The 18,896-nt window shown below is 67.8% G+C and carries 18 protein-coding genes; 12 read left to right on the top strand and 6 right to left on the bottom strand.

The window, feature by feature from the left end; all coding sequences use genetic code 11:
- Nucleotides 1–42: 42 nt before the first annotated feature.
- A complete protein-coding gene (locus AM590_RS07010; protein WP_058826837.1) occupies nt 43–1,026 on the top strand; it encodes a replication factor C small subunit in 984 nt (327 codons plus the stop codon).
- A gap of 57 nt (nt 1,027–1,083) precedes the next feature.
- On the opposite strand, the gene AM590_RS07005 is transcribed toward AM590_RS07010, so the two are convergent.
- Both AM590_RS07005 and AM590_RS07000 read right to left on the bottom strand, forming a co-directional pair.
- Entirely contained in the window at nt 1,084–3,333 is a 2,250-nt protein-coding gene (locus AM590_RS07005) for a GAF domain-containing protein (RefSeq protein ID WP_172795770.1), read from the bottom strand.
- Nucleotides 3,334–3,480: 147 nt separating this feature from the next.
- Entirely contained in the window at nt 3,481–3,966 is a 486-nt protein-coding gene (locus AM590_RS07000) for a TspO/MBR family protein (protein ID WP_058826835.1), read from the bottom strand.
- A 122-nt stretch (nt 3,967–4,088) separates the two neighbouring features.
- Between AM590_RS07000 and alaS the strand changes: the two genes are divergently transcribed.
- The 10 genes from alaS (at nt 4,089) to AM590_RS06945 (ending at nt 13,790) form a co-directional block, all read left to right on the top strand.
- Entirely contained in the window at nt 4,089–6,857 is a 2,769-nt protein-coding gene (alaS, locus tag AM590_RS06995) for an alanine--tRNA ligase (RefSeq protein ID WP_058826834.1), read from the top strand.
- 114 nt (nt 6,858–6,971) lie between these two features.
- Nucleotides 6,972–7,748 carry an alpha/beta fold hydrolase gene (locus AM590_RS06990; RefSeq protein WP_058826833.1) on the top strand — a complete coding sequence of 259 codons (777 nt, stop codon included), beginning with the start codon at nt 6,972–6,974 and terminating at the stop codon, nt 7,746–7,748.
- Between the two features lie 114 nt (nt 7,749–7,862).
- Nucleotides 7,863–8,576 carry a type 1 glutamine amidotransferase gene (locus AM590_RS06985; RefSeq protein WP_058826832.1) on the top strand — a complete coding sequence of 238 codons (714 nt, stop codon included), beginning with the start codon at nt 7,863–7,865 and terminating at the stop codon, nt 8,574–8,576.
- A gap of 165 nt (nt 8,577–8,741) precedes the next feature.
- Nucleotides 8,742–9,905: an acyl-CoA dehydrogenase family protein gene (locus AM590_RS06975; RefSeq protein WP_058826830.1), complete on the top strand. Its 1,164-nt coding sequence runs from the start codon at nt 8,742–8,744 to the stop codon at nt 9,903–9,905.
- Between the two features lie 108 nt (nt 9,906–10,013).
- The gene (locus tag AM590_RS06970; RefSeq protein ID WP_058826829.1) at nt 10,014–10,304 is read left to right on the top strand and encodes a hypothetical protein; all 291 of its coding nucleotides are present in this window, start codon (nt 10,014–10,016) and stop codon (nt 10,302–10,304) included.
- 161 nt (nt 10,305–10,465) lie between these two features.
- A complete protein-coding gene (locus AM590_RS06965) occupies nt 10,466–11,179 on the top strand; it encodes a PGF-CTERM sorting domain-containing protein (protein WP_058826828.1) in 714 nt (237 codons plus the stop codon).
- 141 nt (nt 11,180–11,320) lie between these two features.
- On the top strand, nt 11,321–11,644 hold the full coding sequence (locus AM590_RS06960; RefSeq protein ID WP_058826827.1) for a ferredoxin family protein: 324 nt from the start codon (nt 11,321–11,323) through the stop codon (nt 11,642–11,644).
- A 44-nt stretch (nt 11,645–11,688) separates the two neighbouring features.
- Nucleotides 11,689–12,063 carry a VOC family protein gene (locus AM590_RS06955; RefSeq protein ID WP_058826826.1) on the top strand — a complete coding sequence of 125 codons (375 nt, stop codon included), beginning with the start codon at nt 11,689–11,691 and terminating at the stop codon, nt 12,061–12,063.
- Nucleotides 12,064–12,183: 120 nt separating this feature from the next.
- Nucleotides 12,184–12,636, top strand: a complete 453-nt coding sequence (locus AM590_RS06950) for a ferritin-like domain-containing protein (protein WP_058826825.1) — start codon at nt 12,184–12,186, stop codon at nt 12,634–12,636.
- A 191-nt stretch (nt 12,637–12,827) separates the two neighbouring features.
- On the top strand, nt 12,828–13,790 hold the full coding sequence (locus tag AM590_RS06945) for an L-lactate dehydrogenase (RefSeq protein WP_058826824.1): 963 nt from the start codon (nt 12,828–12,830) through the stop codon (nt 13,788–13,790).
- A 43-nt stretch (nt 13,791–13,833) separates the two neighbouring features.
- Here AM590_RS06945 and AM590_RS06940 read toward each other — a convergent pair whose 3' ends face one another.
- From AM590_RS06940 to AM590_RS06925, 4 genes are all read right to left on the bottom strand, one after another.
- Complete coding sequence (locus tag AM590_RS06940) at nt 13,834–15,951, bottom strand: (Fe-S)-binding protein (protein ID WP_058826823.1); 2,118 nt, start codon at nt 15,949–15,951, stop codon at nt 13,834–13,836.
- 80 nt (nt 15,952–16,031) lie between these two features.
- On the bottom strand, nt 16,032–16,736 hold the full coding sequence (locus AM590_RS06935) for an energy-coupling factor transporter transmembrane protein EcfT (RefSeq protein ID WP_058826822.1): 705 nt from the start codon (nt 16,734–16,736) through the stop codon (nt 16,032–16,034).
- Complete coding sequence (locus tag AM590_RS06930) at nt 16,730–17,431, bottom strand: energy-coupling factor ABC transporter ATP-binding protein (protein ID WP_058826821.1); 702 nt, start codon at nt 17,429–17,431, stop codon at nt 16,730–16,732. The genes AM590_RS06935 and AM590_RS06930 overlap by 7 nt, the downstream gene beginning before the upstream one ends.
- Nucleotides 17,432–18,010 carry a biotin transporter BioY gene (locus AM590_RS06925; protein WP_058826898.1) on the bottom strand — a complete coding sequence of 193 codons (579 nt, stop codon included), beginning with the start codon at nt 18,008–18,010 and terminating at the stop codon, nt 17,432–17,434.
- A gap of 160 nt (nt 18,011–18,170) precedes the next feature.
- Between AM590_RS06925 and AM590_RS06920 the strand changes: the two genes are divergently transcribed.
- Nucleotides 18,171–18,776: a hypothetical protein gene (locus AM590_RS06920; protein ID WP_058826820.1), complete on the top strand. Its 606-nt coding sequence runs from the start codon at nt 18,171–18,173 to the stop codon at nt 18,774–18,776.
- Nucleotides 18,777–18,896 lie beyond the last annotated feature (120 nt).

Raw genomic sequence — 18,896 nt, 5'->3', positions numbered from 1 at the left:
CGTCTCGCACGGTTTATGTGCGGGGCGGTCGGTAGAACGGATATGAGCGAGGCCGCGGAGTCGGGCGACGCCCCGGCGGGTCGTGAAATCTGGATCGAGAAGTACCGACCGCAGACCTTCGACGACGTCTACGGGCAGGACGACATCGTCGAGCGCCTGCGGAGCTACATCGAGCGCGACGACCTGCCGCACCTCCTGTTCGCGGGACCGGCGGGCGTCGGCAAGACCACCTCCGCGACCGCCATCGCCCGCGCCATCTACGGCGACGACTGGCGCGGCAACTTCCTCGAACTCAACGCCTCCGACGAGCGCGGCATCGACGTGGTCCGCGACCGCATCAAGAACTTCGCGCGCTCGTCGTTCGGCGGCCACGACTACCGCGTCATCTTCCTCGACGAGGCCGACTCGCTGACGAACGACGCGCAATCGGCGCTCCGCCGGACGATGGAGCAGTTCTCCGACAACACGCGCTTCATCCTCTCGTGTAACTACTCCTCGAAGATTATCGACCCCATCCAGTCGCGCTGTGCGGTGTTCCGCTTCTCCCCGCTCGGTGACGACGCCGTCGCGGAGCAGGTCCGCGACATCGCCGCGGCCGAGGACATCGAGCTCACCGAGGACGGCCTCGACGCGCTCGTCTACGCCGCCGGCGGCGACATGCGCCGCGCCATCAACTCCCTGCAGGCCGCCGCGACGACCGGCGAGGTCGTCGACGAGGAGGCCGTCTACATGATCACCTCGACGGCCCGCCCGGAGGATATCGAAGAGATGGTCCGAGCCGCCATCGACGGCGAGTTCACGACCGCGCGAAAGCAGTTAGAGACGCTCATCGTCGACACCGGGATGGCCGGCGGCGACATCATCGACCAGCTTCACCGCTCCGTCTGGGAGTTCGACCTCGACGAGCGCGAGGCCGTCCGCCTCATGGAGCGCATCGGCGAGGCCGACTACCGAATCTCCGAGGGCGCGAACGAGCAGGTCCAACTCGAAGCGCTCCTCGCGTCGCTCGCGCTCTCGCAGAACTGAACTGAAGCACTCGGCCGCGCCGGCCGCGGCGCTCTCCGGTCTCTCCTCGTTTTCGCCTCACGCCCGGAACTCGAAGCGCGCGCCGCCCGCCGTCCCCGAAGTCACGATAGCCGACCAGCCGTGGGCCTCGGCGATGGATTCGACGATTGCGAGCCCGTAGCCGATGCCGTCGTCGCCGGTCGTCTCGCCGGGTTCGAACACCTCGTCGCGGCGCTCGGGGTCGATGCCGGGGCCGTCGTCTTCGACGTAGAAGCCGCCGTCGACGCCACCGACCTCGACGCGAACGTCGGGGCCGGCGTGTTCGACCGCGTTCCGAAACAGGTTGGCGAGCAGTTCGGCGAGGCGGTCCTCGTCGGCGTCAACGACGACCGACTGGCAGGTGACTAACTCGGCGTCGGCGGTGTCGGTCGTCGCCCACGCCTGTCGGGCGACCGCCCCGAGGTCCACGCGCTCCGTCTCGTCGACCAGTTGGCCGCGGCGGGCGAGCGACAGTAGGTCGTCGATGAGTTCCTCCATCTGTTCGAGCGCCCGCTTGGCCGTGTCGAACCGCGACTCATCGCCGGTCTCGCGGGCGAGGTCAAGGTTCCCGCGGGCGACCGAAAGCGGGTTCCGGAGGTCGTGGCTCACGATGTTCGCGAACTCCTCCAATCGCTCGTTCTGTCGCTTTAACTCACTTTCGCGGGTCTTCCGCTCCGTGATGTCGGTGTAGATGGCGTAGCCCGACCCGCGCTCTTCGCCGGGCGACAGCGGGACGACGTTCAGGATGAACTCGCGGACGCCGGCTTCGGTCCGGCGGCGGACCTCCCCGCGGTAGCTCTCGCCGGCGGCGACGAGGAGTTCGGGGATGGTTTCGTCCGCGCCCGGTTCTGGTACTGGGTCCGGGTCGGGTTCCGGCGGGACGATTCGCCCGAGGAGGTCGCTGCCGACCACGTCGTCGGCGTCGTAGCCGAAGGCCGACTGGAACGCCCGGTTCACGTCGCGCACCGTGAGCGCGCCCCCCGCCACGTCGTAGGCGACGGCGGCGTCGGAGACGTGTTCGAACAGCGCGGTCGACCGGTCGCGTTCCTCCCTGAGCCGCGATTCCGCGCGGATGCGCTCGGCCGTGACCGCGACGTGCGCCATGAGGAGTTCCGTCAGTTCCGCGTCTCGCTCGTCGAACGCGCCGGGCGTGAACGTCGTCGCTTGGAAGACGCCGAGGTCCCCGATGGGGACGCTCAGGACCGCGCGGTACATCCGCTTGACCGGCCGCGCCTCGGGGTGGTCGCGCACGTCGTCGGTGATGTCGGTACTCCCCGACAGGTACACCTCGGCCGCGATGCCCCCGTCGTCGAGGGGGACGCGCTCCGCCCCGTCGGCCGGCGCGTCCGACGAGATAGCCGCCGGAACGATGTAGCCGTCCTCGACGACGCCCACGTAGCTGATGTCGAACTCGAGGATGTCGTCCGTGATTTCGACGGTCCGCTCGAACAGTTCGTCGAGGCTCGTCGCCGCGGCCAGTTCGGTGGCTCCCCGGTGAAGGCGCTCTATCTGCTCGCGGCTCTGTCGAAGCGCGGCCTCGGACTCGATGCGGCTCCGCGTCTCGGAGACGTACGACACGAGGAGTTCGGCCAGCGTGAGGTCGGTCTCGTCGTACGCGCCGACCTCGTTGGAGATGGCCTGAAACACACCGTCGTCGCCCAGCGCGACGCTCACCGCCGAGCGGTACGCGGGGTCGTCGGGGTCGGCCGCGGGGTGGTCGCGCACGTCGTCCACGAGAAACGAGCGTTTGGTCCGGTGCGTCTCCCCGAGCAGCCCCGTGTCCGAGGGAATCGGTCCCGTTCCGGCCATGTCGTCGTTGTTGGCGGTGACGTAGAAGCTGTCTCCGTCGTGGACGAAAAACGAGGTGTTGTCGAACTCGAGGATGTGCTCCGTGAGGCCGATGGCGCGCTCGTAGAGCTCCTCGACCGTTTCGGCCGCGATGAGGTCCGTCGTCCCCTCGTAGAGCCGCTTGAGCCGGTCCCACTCGGCGTCGTTTCGGGCCGTTGCCACCGCTTCGGCGTCTCTGTCGGTGGTTGATGCGAGCACCCATCGAACCTGCGATTCGAGCCCGGAGCGGTCGCCGCGGTCGACGTAGGCGTCGAACCGCTCGGGTCGCTCGACAGTGGCTGGAGGGGCGTCGGTGTACAGAATCGTCGGCACGCCGTCGGGAACCGTCGCGTCGGGGTCCGTGACCACGACGCAGGCGGCGTCGAACGGGTCGCTCTCGTCACTCGTTGACGCCACCGTGATCCCGTCGCCGAGGTCGATATCGTCGAAGTCGTCGTCCACGAAAACCGTTGGTTCCGTCGCGTGCACGGCAGTCCTCCTATCGAACGATAACGAGAACTATAATCGTTGCGGCATGTTTCCAATGACCAAGAACGACCCGTGCGTCGTTCGCGTCGGGGTCGTGGCCGGGACGACGTGCCGAATTACTCAGTTTAACGACCAGAAGCCGTAGTTGAGTACGGTGGCGAAACACGTCCACAGGAGGTAGGGGGCCAAGAGCGCGGCGGCGCGTCGGTCCACGGCGGCGAACTCGCGCATCGTCGCCAGAATCGCGAGGAGGAGGACCGCGATGACCGCGAGGCCGAGCGCGGGCGACTGCAGTCCGAAGAACGCCGCGGACCACGCGACGTTGACGACGAGGTGGCCGACGAAGACGGCCAGCGCCCGTTCGCGGCGGGGGTGGTCGCGCCGGGAGACGAGCCACGCGGCGACGCTCATCAGGGCGAACAGCGTCACCCAGACTGGACCGAACACCCAGTTCGGCGGGGCGAACCACGGGCGGGTGAGCGTCGCGTACCACGACCCGATTGCGGTCACGGTGAAGACGCTTCCGAGCGCGCCCGCGAGTTGCGCGAGGACGACCCACGCGAGCAGTTCGACCGCCGGCCGCCGCCGGAGCGAGGCGAGTTCCATACTCCTCGTTGGCTCGGGAGGGAAAAGAACGACACGGCCCGTGCGGGCGAAATTGAGGGGAATCGGGCGTCTGCGCCCATTTCCCGGAACTGTTTTACCCGACGGTAGACCAGAGTTTGGCAATGAGCGAACTCGAAGCGGAGTACCGCCTCGACTACTTCGAGGAGGAGGGCTTCTACCGGAAGCAATGCCCCGTGACGGGCGTCCACTTCTGGACACGAGACCCCGACCGCGAGACGTGCGGTGAACCGCCCGCCGACGACTACACCTTCATCGACAACCCCGGCTTCGACGAGGAGTACACCCTCGAAGAGATGCGCGAGAAGTTCCTCTCTTTCTTCGAGGAACACGACCACGAGCGCATCGACCCCTACCCGGTCGCCGCGAACCGCTGGCGCGACGACGTGCTCTTGACGCAGGCATCTATCTACGACTTCCAGCCGCTCGTCACGTCCGGCGAGACGCCGCCACCGGCTAACCCGCTGACCGTCTCCCAGCCCTGCATCCGGATGCAGGACATCGACAACGTGGGCAAGACCGGCCGCCACACGATGGCGTTCGAGATGATGGCCCACCACGCGTTCAACGCCCGCGAGGAGGCCGGCGACAAGTACGCCTACGAGGGCGAGGTCTACTGGAAGGACGAGACGGTCCGTCTCTGCGACGAGTTCTTCGAGTCGCTCGGCGCGGACATCTCCGAAATCACCTACATCGAGGACCCGTGGGTCGGCGGCGGCAACGCCGGTCCGGCTTTCGAAGTCCTCTACCGCGGCGCGGAACTCGCCACTCTCGTCTTCATGTCGATGAAGCAGGACCCGGAGGGCGAGTACGAACTCAAGGACGGCAACACCTACTCGCCGATGGACACCTACATCGTCGACACCGGCTACGGACTCGAACGGTGGACGTGGGTGTCGCAGGGGACGCCGACGGTGTACGAGGCCGTCTACCCCGACATGATAGAGTTCCTGAAGGACAACGTCGGCATCGAACACACCGACGAGGAGGAGGAACTCATCCACCGCGCGGCGAAGCTCTCTGGCCACCTCGACATCGACGAAATCGACGACCTCGCCACCGCGCGCGCCGAAGTCGCGGGCGAACTCGGCGTCGACGAGTCCGAACTCACCGCGCTGCTCCGCCCGCTCGAAGACATCTACGCCATCGCGGACCACTGCCGCACCCTCGCGTACATGTTCGGCGACGGCATCGTTCCCTCGAACGTCGGGACGGGCTACCTCGCCCGCATGGTCCTCCGGCGCACCAAGCGCCTCGTGGACAACCTCGGCGTGGACGCCCCGCTCGACGAACTCGTGGACATGCAGGCCGAGCGCCTCGACTACCAGAACCGCGACACCATCCGCGACATCGTCCGCAGCGAGGAGCGCAAGTACAGAAAGACGCTCGAACGCGGCTCCCGCAAGGTCCAGCAGCTCGCCGACGAGTACGCCGACAAGGACGAGCCCATCCCGCTCGACGAGCTTATCGAGCTGTACGACTCCCACGGCATCCAGCCCGACATGGTGCAGGAAATCGCCGAGGAGCGCGGCGCGACCGTCGACATCCCCGACGACTTCTACTCGCTCGTCGCCGACCGCCACGAGCAGGTCGACGGCGAGGACGAGGCCGCGGAGCGCGACGACCGCCTCGGCGACCTACCGGCGACGGACAAGCTCTACTACGACGACCAGGAGCGCACCGAGTTCGAGGCCGTCGTTCTCGACGTGTTCGAGCGCGAGGAGGGCTACGACGTGGTCCTCGACCAGACGATGTTCTACCCCGAGGGCGGCGGCCAGCCCGCCGACCACGGCTCGCTCGCCACCGACGACACGACGGTCGAAGTGACCGACGTACAGATAGCGGGCGACGTGGTGCTCCACCGCACCGACGACGACCCCGGTAAGGGCGAGTTCGTCCGCGGCCAACTCGACGCCGAGCGCCGCCGCCGGCTCATGCGCCACCACACGGCGACCCACGTCATCGGCCACGCCATCCGGACGGTCCTCGGCGACCACATCCGGCAGGCCGGCGCATCGAAGGGCGTCGACCGCTCGCGGCTCGACGTGACCCACTACGAGCGCATCACCCGCGAGGAGGTCAAGCAGATCGAGCGCGTCGCCAACGAACTCGTGATGCGGAACATCCCGGTCAAACAGGAGTGGCCGGACCGCCGCGACGCCGAGAAGAAACACGGCTTCGACCTCTATCAGGGCGGTATCCCGCCGGGCGAGCAGATTCGCCTCATCCACGTCGGCACCGACGTGCAGGCCTGCGGCGGCACCCACGTCAAGCGCACCGGCGACATCGGGGTCATCAAGGTGCTGACCACGGAGCCTGTTCAGGACGGCGTCGAGCGCGTCGTCTTCGCGGCGGGCGACGCGGCCATCGAGGCTACCCAGCGCACCGAGGACGCGCTGTACGGCGCGGCCGACGTGCTCGACGTGAACCCTGCGGACGTGCCCGAGACGGCAGAGCGCTTCTTCACCGAGTGGAAGGAACGCGGCAAGACCATCGACCGCCTGAAGACGGAACTCGCCGAGGCGCGCGCCGCGGCGGGAGCCGACGAAATCGACATCGACGGCACGCCCGCCGTCGTCCAGCGCCTCGACGGCGACGCGGACGAACTCCGTGCGACCGCGAACGCGCTGGTCGAGGAGGGCAAAGTCGCCGTCCTCGGCTCCGCCGCGGGCGGGAGCGCCCAGTTCGTCGTCGGCGTTCCCGACGGCGTCGGCGTCAACGCCGGGCAGGTCGTCGGCCAACTCGCCGGGAAGGTCGGCGGCGGCGGCGGCGGCCCCGCGGACTTCGCGCAGGGCGGCGGCCCCGACGTGGACGCGCTCGACGACGCGCTCGACGAGGCTCCCGACGTGCTCCGCGCGGTTCTGAACGCCTGAGTCGGTCGCGCGCCCGACCCGAGTTCGCTTTCAGTTTCAGTTTCGGTTTCGGTCTCGCTTTCTCGGCGTCCGCGAGACGGACGCCCTAAGTCGCTCGCCCGCCGAGCCCACGGTATGCCCACGGCAGTCGCGGACGGGGTCGAACTGTACTACGACAGCGAGGGCGACGGCGAGACGGTTGCCTTCGTCGGCGACGCGGGCTACGGCGCGTGGCAGTGGGGCTGGCAGCACGCCGCCGTCGCCGGCCCCTACGAAAGTCTCGTGACCGACCTCCGCGGAGCCGGCCGCTCCGCCGCGCCCGCGGGGCCGTACTCGGTCGAGACGCTCGTCGCCGACCTCGTGGCCGTCCTCGCGGACGCGAACGTCCGGAAGGCTCACCTCGTCGGCTTCGGCCTCGGCGGGATGGTCGCGCTGGAGGCCGCGCGGACGACGAACCGCGTTCGGAGCCTCGTCCTCGTCGGCACCGCCGCCTCGGGAGCGGAAATCGACCCCGAACCGCTCTCCGCCGCGCCCGACGACCTGGCCGCGCTCCGCGAGTCGCTCGCGCCGGCGCTCTCTGAGGAGTTCCGCGCGGAACAGCCGGACGTGGTCGAGCAACTCGTCTCGTGGCGCGAACGGGAAGACGCTAACCCCGAGGCGTGGGCCGCACAGGCCGCAGCCGTCGTCGACTACGACGCCGGTCCGCTCTACGAGGTGACGGTTCCGACGCTCGTACTTCACGGCGGCGACGACCCGGTCTGGCCGGTCGAAGGCGGTCGCGCGCTGGCCGAGGGACTCCCGCGCGGCGAGTTCGAGTCGTTCGCGGGCGCGCGCCACCTCGTCACCGTCGAGCGGTCGCGCCTCGTCAACGACGCGCTCGTCTCCTTTCTCGAATCGCTCGACGACGACTGAGCGGCGCTCCGGCGCGTTCGCTCCGGCTTCGTCGCCGACGCGCCCCGTCCGAGGTGCCGGCAGAGAGCGTTCCGGGCGCAACTTCTTTAGAGCCGCACCGACTGTCTCTCCACGATGACCCGCCCGCGACTCGCGTTCTTGGACGCCTCTCACGGCGATTCGAGCACGTTCCGAAACTTCAGGCGCGAACTCGACGCCGATCTCGTCGAGTTCGACGTGACCGACGGCCGCCTCCCCGACCACTTCGACTACGACGGCGTCGTCATCACTGGCTCGTCGTCGTCGGTCTACTGGGACGAGGCGTGGATTCGGAACCTCGTGTCGTGGGTCGCCGACGCCGACGAGCGCGGGCTCCCCCTCTTGGGCGTCTGTTTCGGCCACCAGGTCGTCGCGGCGGCCCTCGGCGGTACCGTCGAGGATATGGGCGAGTTCGAACTCGGCTACAACGAAGTCGAGCGGACTCACCCCGACACCGAGGACGACATCCTCACCGGTATCGACGAGCGCTTCACCGTCTTCACCTCCCACGGCGACCGAGTGACCGAACTCCCGCCGGGCGCGGAACTCCTCGCCCAAAACGAGTTCGGCGTCCACGCGTTCCGCCGGAGCCACGCCTTCGGCGTCCAGTTCCACCCCGAGTACGACACCGATACCGCCGAGGCTATCGCGAGGCAGAAGGACTTCCTCCCCGACGAGCGGCTCCGGTCGGTCATCGACGGCATCACGCCGGAGAACTACGCCGCCGCCTGTGAGGCCAAGCGCCTGTTCGACAACTTCGTCACCTACGTGAACCGGGCGAACGCGGGTTCGGTCGAATCGGCGGCCTGAGCGTTCTGACAGTCGCGAGCCGTTTTTTGCGTCGTACCCGAGCCGTACCCGAGTCGCTGCCGAGTCGTGCCCGTCCGGCTTTCGTCCCCGACTTTTCGGTCGTCCGTCCCCCGCGAATCTCGCCCGAGCGAATCGCTTTTCACCGCGCCGGGCGCAGAGTCTATCATGCTCGATTATCTGGAATTGGAGGGCGACCTGACCGGCGAAGAGAAACTCGTCCGCGACGAGGCCCGCCGCTTCGTCGACGAGCAGGTCAAACCCGACATCGGCGAGCACTACGAGGCCGGGACGTTCCCGACCGAACTCATTCCGCAGATGGGCGACCTCGGCTTCTACGCCCCCAACCTCGACGGCTACGGCCTCCCCGGCCTCGGCGAGCGCGCCTACGGCCTCCTGATGCAGGAACTCGAAGCCGGCGACTCCGGCCTCCGGTCGATGGCGAGCGTGCAGGGGTCGCTCGTCATCTACCCCATCCACGCCTACGGCTCCGACGAGCAGAAAGAGCGGTGGCTCCCGAAACTCGGGTCGGGCGAGGCGGTCGGCTGTTTCGGCCTGACCGAACCGCAACACGGCTCCGACCCGTCGGGGATGGAGACCCGCGCCGAGCGCGACGCCGACGGCTACGTCCTCAACGGCTCGAAGACGTGGATTACGAACTCGCCCATCGCGGACGTGGCGGTCGTCTGGGCGCGCGACGTGTCGGCCGAGGGGTCACCCGTCCGCGGCTTCCTCGTCGAGACCGACCGCGACGGCGTGACGACGAACAAAATCGAGGGGAAACTCTCGATGCGCGCGTCGGTCACGGGCGAAATCGGCCTCGACGACGTGCGGGTTCCCGAGGAGGGCGTACTTCCCGGTGTCGAGGGGATGAAGGGGCCGCTGTCGTGTCTCACGCAGGCGCGGTTCGGCATCGCGTGGGGCGTCGTCGGCGCGGCCCGAGACGCCTTCGAGGACGCCCGGCAGTACGCGAAAGACCGTGACCAGTTCGGCGGCCCCATCGCGCGCTTCCAACTCCAGCAGGGCAAACTCGCGGAGATGGCGACCCAAATCACGAACGCGCAGTTGATGGCCCACCGCCTCGCCGACCTCAAAGAGCGCGGCGACCTGCGACACCAGCAGGTGTCGATGGCGAAGCGCCATAACGTCCGCGTCGCCCGCGAGGTGACCCGAACCGCCCGCGAGATGCTCGGCGGCAACGGCATCACGACCGACTACTCGCCGATGCGCCACATGGAGAACATCGAGACCGTCTACACATACGAAGGGACCGACGACATCCACACCCTCGTCCTCGGCGCGGACCTGACGGGAATCGAAGCATTCCACTAGGACTGGGGAGCGGATGCCCCCGTGGCTTTCGCGGTCGTGCGTGACGTATGACAACAGTACACATACATTTATACCTCCCCGCCCATAGGATACGATAGAGGCCCCACAATGACCACATCGGCCCAGGACCGTCCGACGGCGCTCGACCTCTCACGTGAAGAGACGTGGGTCGTTCACGCCGCCTTGCTCGACGCCATCGAGCGGGCGGTCGATGCAGACGAAGAGCCGACACCGGCCCCCAGCCTGCTCGCGCGGGTCGAGGCCGGCGACGAAGATTTCGACAGCGCCGAACTCGACTATCTCGTAGACGCCCTCCGTACCTATCGGAAACAGGCGCCCGTCCGGGACGACCACCACATCTCGCGCGTCCTCGAACACATCGAGGCTGCGCGGGTATAGCTCCCCGACCCGACGCTACCCGCTGATTTCCTTTCGATTCCACCGATGCCCCGAGCGGCCGCGCTCGAACCTCACTGTCCTCCCGTCTCGCGCAGTAGCAATTCTAGTTTGACATTACGATATGGAAAATAACTTATCTGACCTCTGAAAAGAGGTGGTCGATGCGACCCTCCAATCGATCCGCGCTACTGACGACGACCCTCCTCGTCGCCGCTGTCCTTGCGGCGGCGGTGATGCCCGCGGCCGCCGCCTCGGGCCACTACGAGTTCACAGACGACGCGTACACGGCTGAACAGGGCGAGGTGGTCTCCATCACGCTCTCCGGCGCGGCGGACGCGAACAACACGTCCGCGGCGCTCGCCGGCGAGAACAACACCGTCCCGCTCCGCATCGGCGGCGAGGACGTGAACTTCGCCGTCAACGCGACGGTGGTCGACGAGGACCGCGACGGCAACGTCACCCTCGAACTGAACACCTCGACGGCGGGACAGACCAACGCCTCGTCGTACCTCACCGCCGCCGGCAACGACTCGGTGAACGCGACGCAGACGACCGAGACGCTCCCGGCGACGCTCAACGCGGGCGACTACTCGCTCGCGCTCGGCCCGGCGAACAACTCGACCGACACGGCGACGCTCTCGCTCCAGGCGGCGGAGACGACGACCGAACCGGCAGAGACGACTGAGACGACCGAGTCGACCGACACCGAGACGACCACGACGGCGGACGAAACGAACGAGACGACGACGAACGCGTCGGCGACGACCGACGCGACCACCGCGACCGGCACCAGCGACACCGGTATCCCCGGATTCGGCGCCGTGCTCGCCGTGGTGGCGCTCCTCGCGGCCGCTTTCCTCGCGGTTCGTCGCTGACGCGCCCCGGCGTCGGTCGGGTACCGACTTCGATTCCGATCTCGGCCCGACTCCAAAACGACCCTCGACCTCGACTCCGTCCCCGATTTTTCGCGTCGGCGATGCGGACGTTTTAGTACGCGGTACGGCCAACGCCCGGCAATGGCTATCGACTCGAACTTCGACCAGAACCGTGAGCGAGCGGGCGAGGAAAACGGCGTCGCCGTCTGGGGCCCCGTCGAACCGCCGGAGAAACTCGGCATCCACGGCACTCACGTCGCCGTCGACTACGACATCTGTCTCGCGGACGGCGCGTGCCTCGAAAACTGTCCCGTGGACGTGTTCACGTGGGTGGATACCCCCGACCACCCGGTGAGCGAGCAGAAGGTCGAACCGACCAACGAAGACCAGTGTATCGACTGCATGCTCTGTGTCGACATCTGCCCCGTCGACGCGATCGACGTGGACGCCTCGCGGCAGGCCTGACACGAAGACCAGACGTTATCTCTCCCCGCCGCGTCGCGTCCGCCATGGGTCTCATCCACACCGCCCTCGTCGTCTCCGACATCGACGCCACGCTCGACTTCTACGCCGATCTCGGCCTCGAACAGACCAACGAGTTCGAACTCGACGGCGTCCGGAACGTCTACGTCGGCAGCGACGACACCGACATGGAACTGCAGTTCAAGTACGACCCGACCTCGACAGCACGCGTCGAACCCGCGGGCATCGACCACGTCGCCATCGAGGTCGCCGACGCCGACCGCGCCTTCGAGGACATCGTCGAGGCGCAGTCGCCCGAGGTCGTCAAGCCGCCGGTGGACATCGACCCAGCGAACGCCCGCGCGGCGTTCGTGAAGGACCCCGACGGCTACGTCGTCGAACTCGTCGCGCTCGAAGACTGAACTCCCTCGCGCTGTCGACCGTCTTGCACGCTGATTTTCGCCGACACCGACGCCTCGACCACCGACGGGGTCGTCGCGGCGAACAGCTATTTGTTACCAGAGCGTCAATACGAAGTCGCTATGTCTGAGGACGTAACCGCGCTGTTGAAGCGCGCCTATCAGGACGAGATCGAGACCGTGATGAACTACATGACGAACTCCATCGTCCTCGACGGCGTCCGGGCGGAGGAGATAAAAGGGTCCCTCCAGACCGACATTCAGGAGGAACTCACCCACGCCGAGCAGCTGGGGAACCGGCTGAAGCAACTCGACGAGAAGCCGCCGGGCTCGGCGTCCTTCGAGGCGCGCCAGCACGACCTCCAGCCCCCGGAGGACAGCACGGACGTGCTCGCCGTCATCAACGGCGTCCTCACGGCCGAGGAGGACGCCATCGAGACCTACCGCGCGCTCATCGACGCGGCGGAGGAGGCCAACGACCCCGTCACCGAGGACCTCGCGGTGACCATCCTCGCCGACGAGGAGGCCCACCGGACCGAGTTCCGCGGCTTCAAGAAAGAGTACGACCGCGAATAGGCCCACCAGCCGCCGACGCCGACCGGCGGGCCACTGCGCGACGGTTCGACGGCGCTCCGAACTCACCATTTTTCGAAAAACGTGTCAGTATTGACCCGTATCTAACAAATTATCATCTGTTACAAAAGTAGTACTCCCAGTTCTTCGAAACGGAGCTTTGTTTTTATCAACCGCTCGGCCGAACGACCGGTATGAGCACTGAACGCGGCAAAGGTACGGTCGCAATCGTCGGGGGTGCAGGCGCAGTCGGGTCGAGCACGGCGTTCGCGCTGATGGAGAGCAGTCTCGTCGGCGAAATCGTCCTCGTCGATATCGACGAGGAGCGCGTCGAGGGCGAGGCGATGGACCTCAACCACGGCTCGTACTTCACGTCGCCGGTCCGCGTCCGGACGGGCGACTACGAGGACTGCTGGGACGCCGACGTGGTTATCGTCACCGCCGGAGCCAGCCAGAAGCCCGACGAGACCCGACTCGACCTGATGGAGCGGAACGCCGACATCTTCGCCGACATGATTCCGCAGATTACCGAGGGGTTGAACGACGACGCCGTGATGCTCATCGTCACCAACCCCGTCGACGTGCTGTCGTACGTCACGTGGAAGGTGTCGGACCTGCCGGCCGAGCGCGTCATCGGCTCCGGAACCGTCCTCGACACGTCGCGGTTCCGCCACGCGCTCAGCCGCGAGTTCGACCTCGACTCGGCGAACGTCCACGCCTACGTCGTCGGCGAGCACGGCGACAGCGAGGTCCTCGTCTGGAGTTCGGCGAACCTCGGCGGTATCCCGTTCGAGTCGTACGCCACCAGCCACGGCGTCGATGACGTCGACGCGCTCAAAGCCCGCGTCGAAGAGGAGGTCCGCGAGGCGGCCTACGAAATCATCGAGCGCAAGGAACGGACGAACTACGGCGTCGCGCGCTCCGTGGCCGCGACCACCGAGCGCATCCTCGGCGGCGACAACTCCATTCTCACCGTCTCGACGCTGGTCTCTGGAGAACACGGCATCGACGGCGTCTACATGAGCCTCCCGTGTACCGTCAACCAACGCGGCGTCCGCGACGTCCACGAGTTCGACCTCTCGGAGGTCGAGACGGCGGCGCTCCGCGAGTCGGCGGGCGTCATCCGTGAGTCCATCGACCGCTTGGACTTAGAATAGAATCGGAGAGAAGAGACGAAAATAGCACAGCCGCGTCGCCGACTCAGTCGGCCGACGCGGGCGTCGTGTCCGTCCCCGTCTCGGTCGTCGCGGCGGCCTTCGCATCGAGCGCCTCCACGACGAGTTCGGAGATATCCACGATGTCGATGTCGTCCTCGTAGTCACCGGTCTTGCGGCCGTCTTCGTACATCGTCGCGCACATCGGGCAGGCGACGACGAACCGCTCCACGCCGCCGGTCGTGTCGTCGAGCGCCTCGCGCAGGCGCTCTTCGGACGGCTTCGACTCCTCTTCGTGGTCCATCCAGAGGCCGCCGCCGCCGCCGCCGCAGCAGAACGACTGGTCGCGGTTGCGCGGCATCTCGGCGAGTTCGACGCCGGTCGCACGGATGACTTCGCGGGGCGCTTCGTACTCGCCGTTGTAGCGTCCGAGGTGACACGGGTCGTGGTACGTCACCGTCTGGGCGGCGAGTTCGTCACCAGCGAGGCCGAGGCGGTCGTCGCCGACGAGGCGCTCGACCAGTTGGGTGTAGTGGTACACCGGGTAGTCGAACGAGTCGTCCATCTCCGGGTACTCGTTTTTGAACGTGTTGTACGAGTGGGGGTCGGTGCAGACGATTTTGTCGAACTCGCAGTCGGCCATGGCGGCGACGTTGTCCTCGACGAGCATCTCGTAGAGACCCTCCTCGCCGACGCGGCGCACGTCGTTGCCGTCGTGCTGTTCGTCCTCGTAGAGGATGCCGTAGGAGACGCCCGCTTCCTCGAGGATACGGGCCAGCGAGCGGGCGACGGCGCGGTTGCGCTCGTCGTAGGAGGGGTAGTCGCCGACGTACCAGAGGAACTCGACCGATTCGTCGCGGGCGTCGGGCACCTCGAAGTCGAGGTCGTCGGTCCAGTCGGGCCGCTTGCGCTGTGGGTCGCCGAAGGCGTTGCCGTTCTGGAAGATGTTCATCATCGCCTCCTGGACCGGCTCTTGCTGTTGGCCCGTCTCGGTGAGCCGGCGGTTCATCTCGGTGAAGTGCGTGAGGTGTTCGATATCGACCGGGCAGGCGTCCATACAGGCCATGCAGGCCATGCAGGACTCCATCGACTCGGCATCGACGACGGAGGTGCCGCCGTCCGCGACGATGTCGATTGAGTCGCCGCCGGCGTCGACCGACTCGCGGTAGGTCTTCAGGTCGAGAATCACGTCCCGCGGGTCGAGGTTGCGGCCGGAGGCCTTCGCCGGGCAGGCGTCGGTACAGCGGCCGCACTTCGTGCAGGCGTCCATATCGAGCATCGCCTTCCACGAGAAGTCGTCCTCGGAGACGTAGCCGATTTCGTCCGGCGGCGTGTCGGCCGGCACTTTCGGGAGGCGCGTGCCCGCCTTCTCGTCGGCGGTGACGATGTTGGCGAAGGAGGTGAGCATGTGCAGCGGCTTGGCGTAGGGGACGGCCGCGACGAACGCCAAGGCGAGGAGCGCGTGGGACCACCAGCCGAACCAGTAGAGCGTCTCCGCGAGGCCCTGGCTCATGCCCCCGGCGTCGAACACGAGGGCGACGAAGTAGCCGACGAAACTCACCGTCTCGAAGTCGGGGAACTCGGTGCCGACGATGCGGATGCCTTCGAGGACGTAGCCGCCGACGCCGAGCAAAAAGAGCGTCCAGACGAACGCGGCGTCCTCGAAGCCGGTGTGTTTGCCCCACAGCCGCGGGTGTCGGACCCCGTAACGCCGCCAGAGCGCCATCCCGACGCCGACGACGAACAACAGGCCCATGAGGTCCATGACGAACGAGTACGAGAGGTAGAAGTCGCCGACGAAGAAGGAACTGCCCGTCACCCGCCGCCACACGTCGATGTCGATGGCGAGGATGGTCGTCCCGATGAGGAGCGTCAGGAAGCCCCACATGATGAACGCGTGCATCACGCCGGCGAACCGGTCGCGCTTGAACTGCTTTTCGTTGGAGAACACCACCTTCGCCGCCCGAACCGTCCGCCCCGGCAAGTCCGACAGCCGGTCGAACGGGTCTTCGCCACCCCGCGCGTATCGAGCGAACCGCTCGTACACCCCGTAGAGGAAGACGAGCGACGCGATGGCGGCGAGGCCGTAGAAGAGCGCCTCGCCGACCGGACTAATCGTCCAGAACGTCTCTCGCGTAACATCCGCCTGTGCCGCAAAGTCCATAATCAATCACCGGAGAACGGAGGGTTAAATCTTGCCACCCGAGGCGTGTCGGTCGGCGGATTACGAGCGCTCCGGCGACCTCAGAACGCGAGGCTGGCGAGGAGCGCGGCGGCGAGGACGAGTCCGGGCGCGTCGCGCCGGCCGAACCGAATCTCCGGGAGCGTCGGGTTCCACGCGAAACACCGCGCGCGGAGGGCGAGCGCGAGCGCGTCGGCCCGCGCGAACGACCGCCGGAGGCCGCCGGCGGCGACGAGCGAGAGCCGTTCGTCCAGCCGTCGCTCGCTCCCGAGGCGGGCCGCCTGCGCCTCGCGGACGCGAAGCAGGTCGCGGCGGACCAAGGGGAGAAAACGGAAGACGAGCGCGACGCCGACGCCGAGCGCGACGCCGACGCGACCCGGGACGAGCCGCTGAATCGCCGCGCGGGACTCGCGAACGGGCGTCGTCCTGACGTACGCCGCCGCGACGAAGAAGACGAGTAGCACGCGGACGCTGGCGAGCGCCGGGTCCACGGCCGCCTCGGGGTCGAACCACGGCGCGCCGAGGCGGGCGGCCTCGACGACCGGACCGAGCGCGAGGAACGGAATCGCGTAGCGGAGGTCGCTGAGGGCGGACACCGGCGACGCGTCGGCGGCGCGGAGACAGCCCGCGGCGACGACGCCGAGGGCGACGAGCCCGGTGGGTGTGGTATGCGCGAACCCGGCCGCCGCGAAGCCGACCTGCACCGCGAGTTTGGTCCGCGGATCGAGTCGGTGGGCGAAGGTGTCGCCCGGTTCGTAGGTCAACACGGCGGGCGAACGTCGAGGTCGGGAAGGCGGTCTGCGGCCTCGTCGGGCGCGGCGTCGAGGGCGACGTCGCCGTCGGCGAGGACGACCACGCGGTCGGCCAGTTCAGCCACGTCGCGCAGGTCGTGGGTGACGACGACGAGGCTCGTGCCCTCGGCACGGAGGTCCCGGAGGCGGGCGAGCACGGAGCGCCGGGCGGGTTCGTCGAGGCCGGTGAACGGTTCGTCCAAGACGAGGTGGTCGGGTTGCATCGCCAGCGCGCCGGCGATGGCGAGGCGTTCGACCTCGCCGCCGGAGAGAGCGTCAACTCGCTCGTCCTCCCGGCCGTCGAGGTTGACCGCACCGAGTGACTCTCGGACGCGGCGGTCGATTTCGTCGCGGTCGAGGCCGAGGTTCTCCGGGCCGAACGCCACGTCGGCCCCGACGGTCGCGGCGACGAGCTGGTCCTCGGGGTGCTGGAACACCATCGCCACCGCGGTCCGGGCGGCGACGAGGTGGTCCGAGACGGAGCGGCCGTTGACCGAAACCGAGCCCTCGTCGGGGTCGAGCAGGCCGTTGAAGTGCCGGACGAGCGTGGTCTTGCCGGAGCCGTTCGCGCCCGCGACGATGACGCACTCGCCGTCGTCGATGGCGAGGTCGACCCCGTCGACCGCGACCGTGTCGCCGTACCGGTGGACGAGGCCCTCGACGCGAATCATCTACTGGGCGGCGATGGCGTCGGAGCGGACGATGCCGACCGCGGCGGCGATTTTGAACGCCTCGGCGGGGATGAACGCGGCGGAGGCCGTCCAGAAGGCGGATTCGAGGCCGACGCTCTGGACGTACGCGAAGCCGAGCGTCCCGAAGGCGTAGACGACGACGGTGCCCGCGACCATCGCGCCGACGAGTCGGACGGTGCGCACGCGGTAGTCGCCGACGCCGATGCCGCCGTGGACGACGAGGCCGACGATGACCGCGGCGACGGGGTACGACCAGAGGTAGCCGGCGGTCGGCCCGACGAGCGGCGCAAGCCCGGCGGAGCCACCGGCGAACACCGGCGCGCCGAGGCCGCCAGCGGCGAGATAGAGCGCGATGGAGCCGCCGCCCCAGACGGGGCCGAGGAAGATGCCCGCGAGGAAGACGACGAGCACCTGCATCGTCACCGGAATCGGCGAGACGGGGTTCGGGAACGAGACGTAACTGCCAGCGCCCATGAGCGCCGCGAACAGGGCGGCGCGGGCGATGTTGCCGACGAGTTCGTCGCCGACGAGTTCGACTGACTCGTGTTCGGTTGCCATGCCCATCGCTGTCTCGTAAACCCTGTTTAAATTATCGGTTTACAGAGTGTGTGGGCGAGGTCGGTCCTCGGTCTCGTCGGCCGGTTCGAGTCGTCTCTCCGGCGCTCGGCGGCTCTCGGGTCAGCATCATTAAAGACGCTGGACGTGCCATTCTTCGGGTATGGACGAGAAGACCGCCGAACTCCGCGACATCTTCATCGAGGCGACTGGGTCGGACACCGTGACCGAACAGCAGTCCGAGTCGCGCGGGTCGCTCGCCGACGTGGACGACCCCGAAGCGGTCCGCGAGCGCGTCCGCGACACCGTGGCGACGATGCGCGAGCGCTACACGTTCGACACCGAGTTCGACGACGACGCGCTCGTCGCGCTCGTCGTCGGCTTCTTCGACGGCGACGCGGACGCCGACCTCGCGGTCGAACTCGACGCGTCGCCCGAGGCGGTTCGCACCGCCCGGTTCGACCTCCATCTCGTCCGCGACGCCGACCGCGAGTTCCCGTTCGACGCCGACCGCTTCGACAACCTGCTCATCGACGGCGCGGACGACGAGACCATCGCCGAGACGCTCGACGTGCCCGTCGAAGTCGTCGCCGAGTGCCGTCCCGTCGCCGAGGCCGACATGCGCTCGACGCGTGTCAACTACCGCTTCCGCGACGAGTTCGCGGAGCTGTTGACCGACGACGACCTCTCGAATCGGATGGCCGAGGACGCCCGCCGCGACGGCCTCCGCGAGGCGACCGAGGACATCGAGACCGACGTGTCGCTGTAGCGGGCGGCCGCTGTGACCCTTCGGGCCGCACGAGTCCCGGTGCGCGGCCGACCCGTCGGGACGACGGAGGGTCGGCCGAACGACGAAGGTTCTTAACCGATTGGGGACATACCCTTGTGC

The sequence above is a fragment of the Haloferax sp. Q22 genome (assembly GCF_001482285.1).
GTDB lineage: Archaea > Halobacteriota > Halobacteria > Halobacteriales > Haloferacaceae > Haloferax.
The sequence above is the reverse complement of the archived record's forward strand: the minus strand, read 5'-3'. Positions and strand labels throughout refer to the sequence as shown.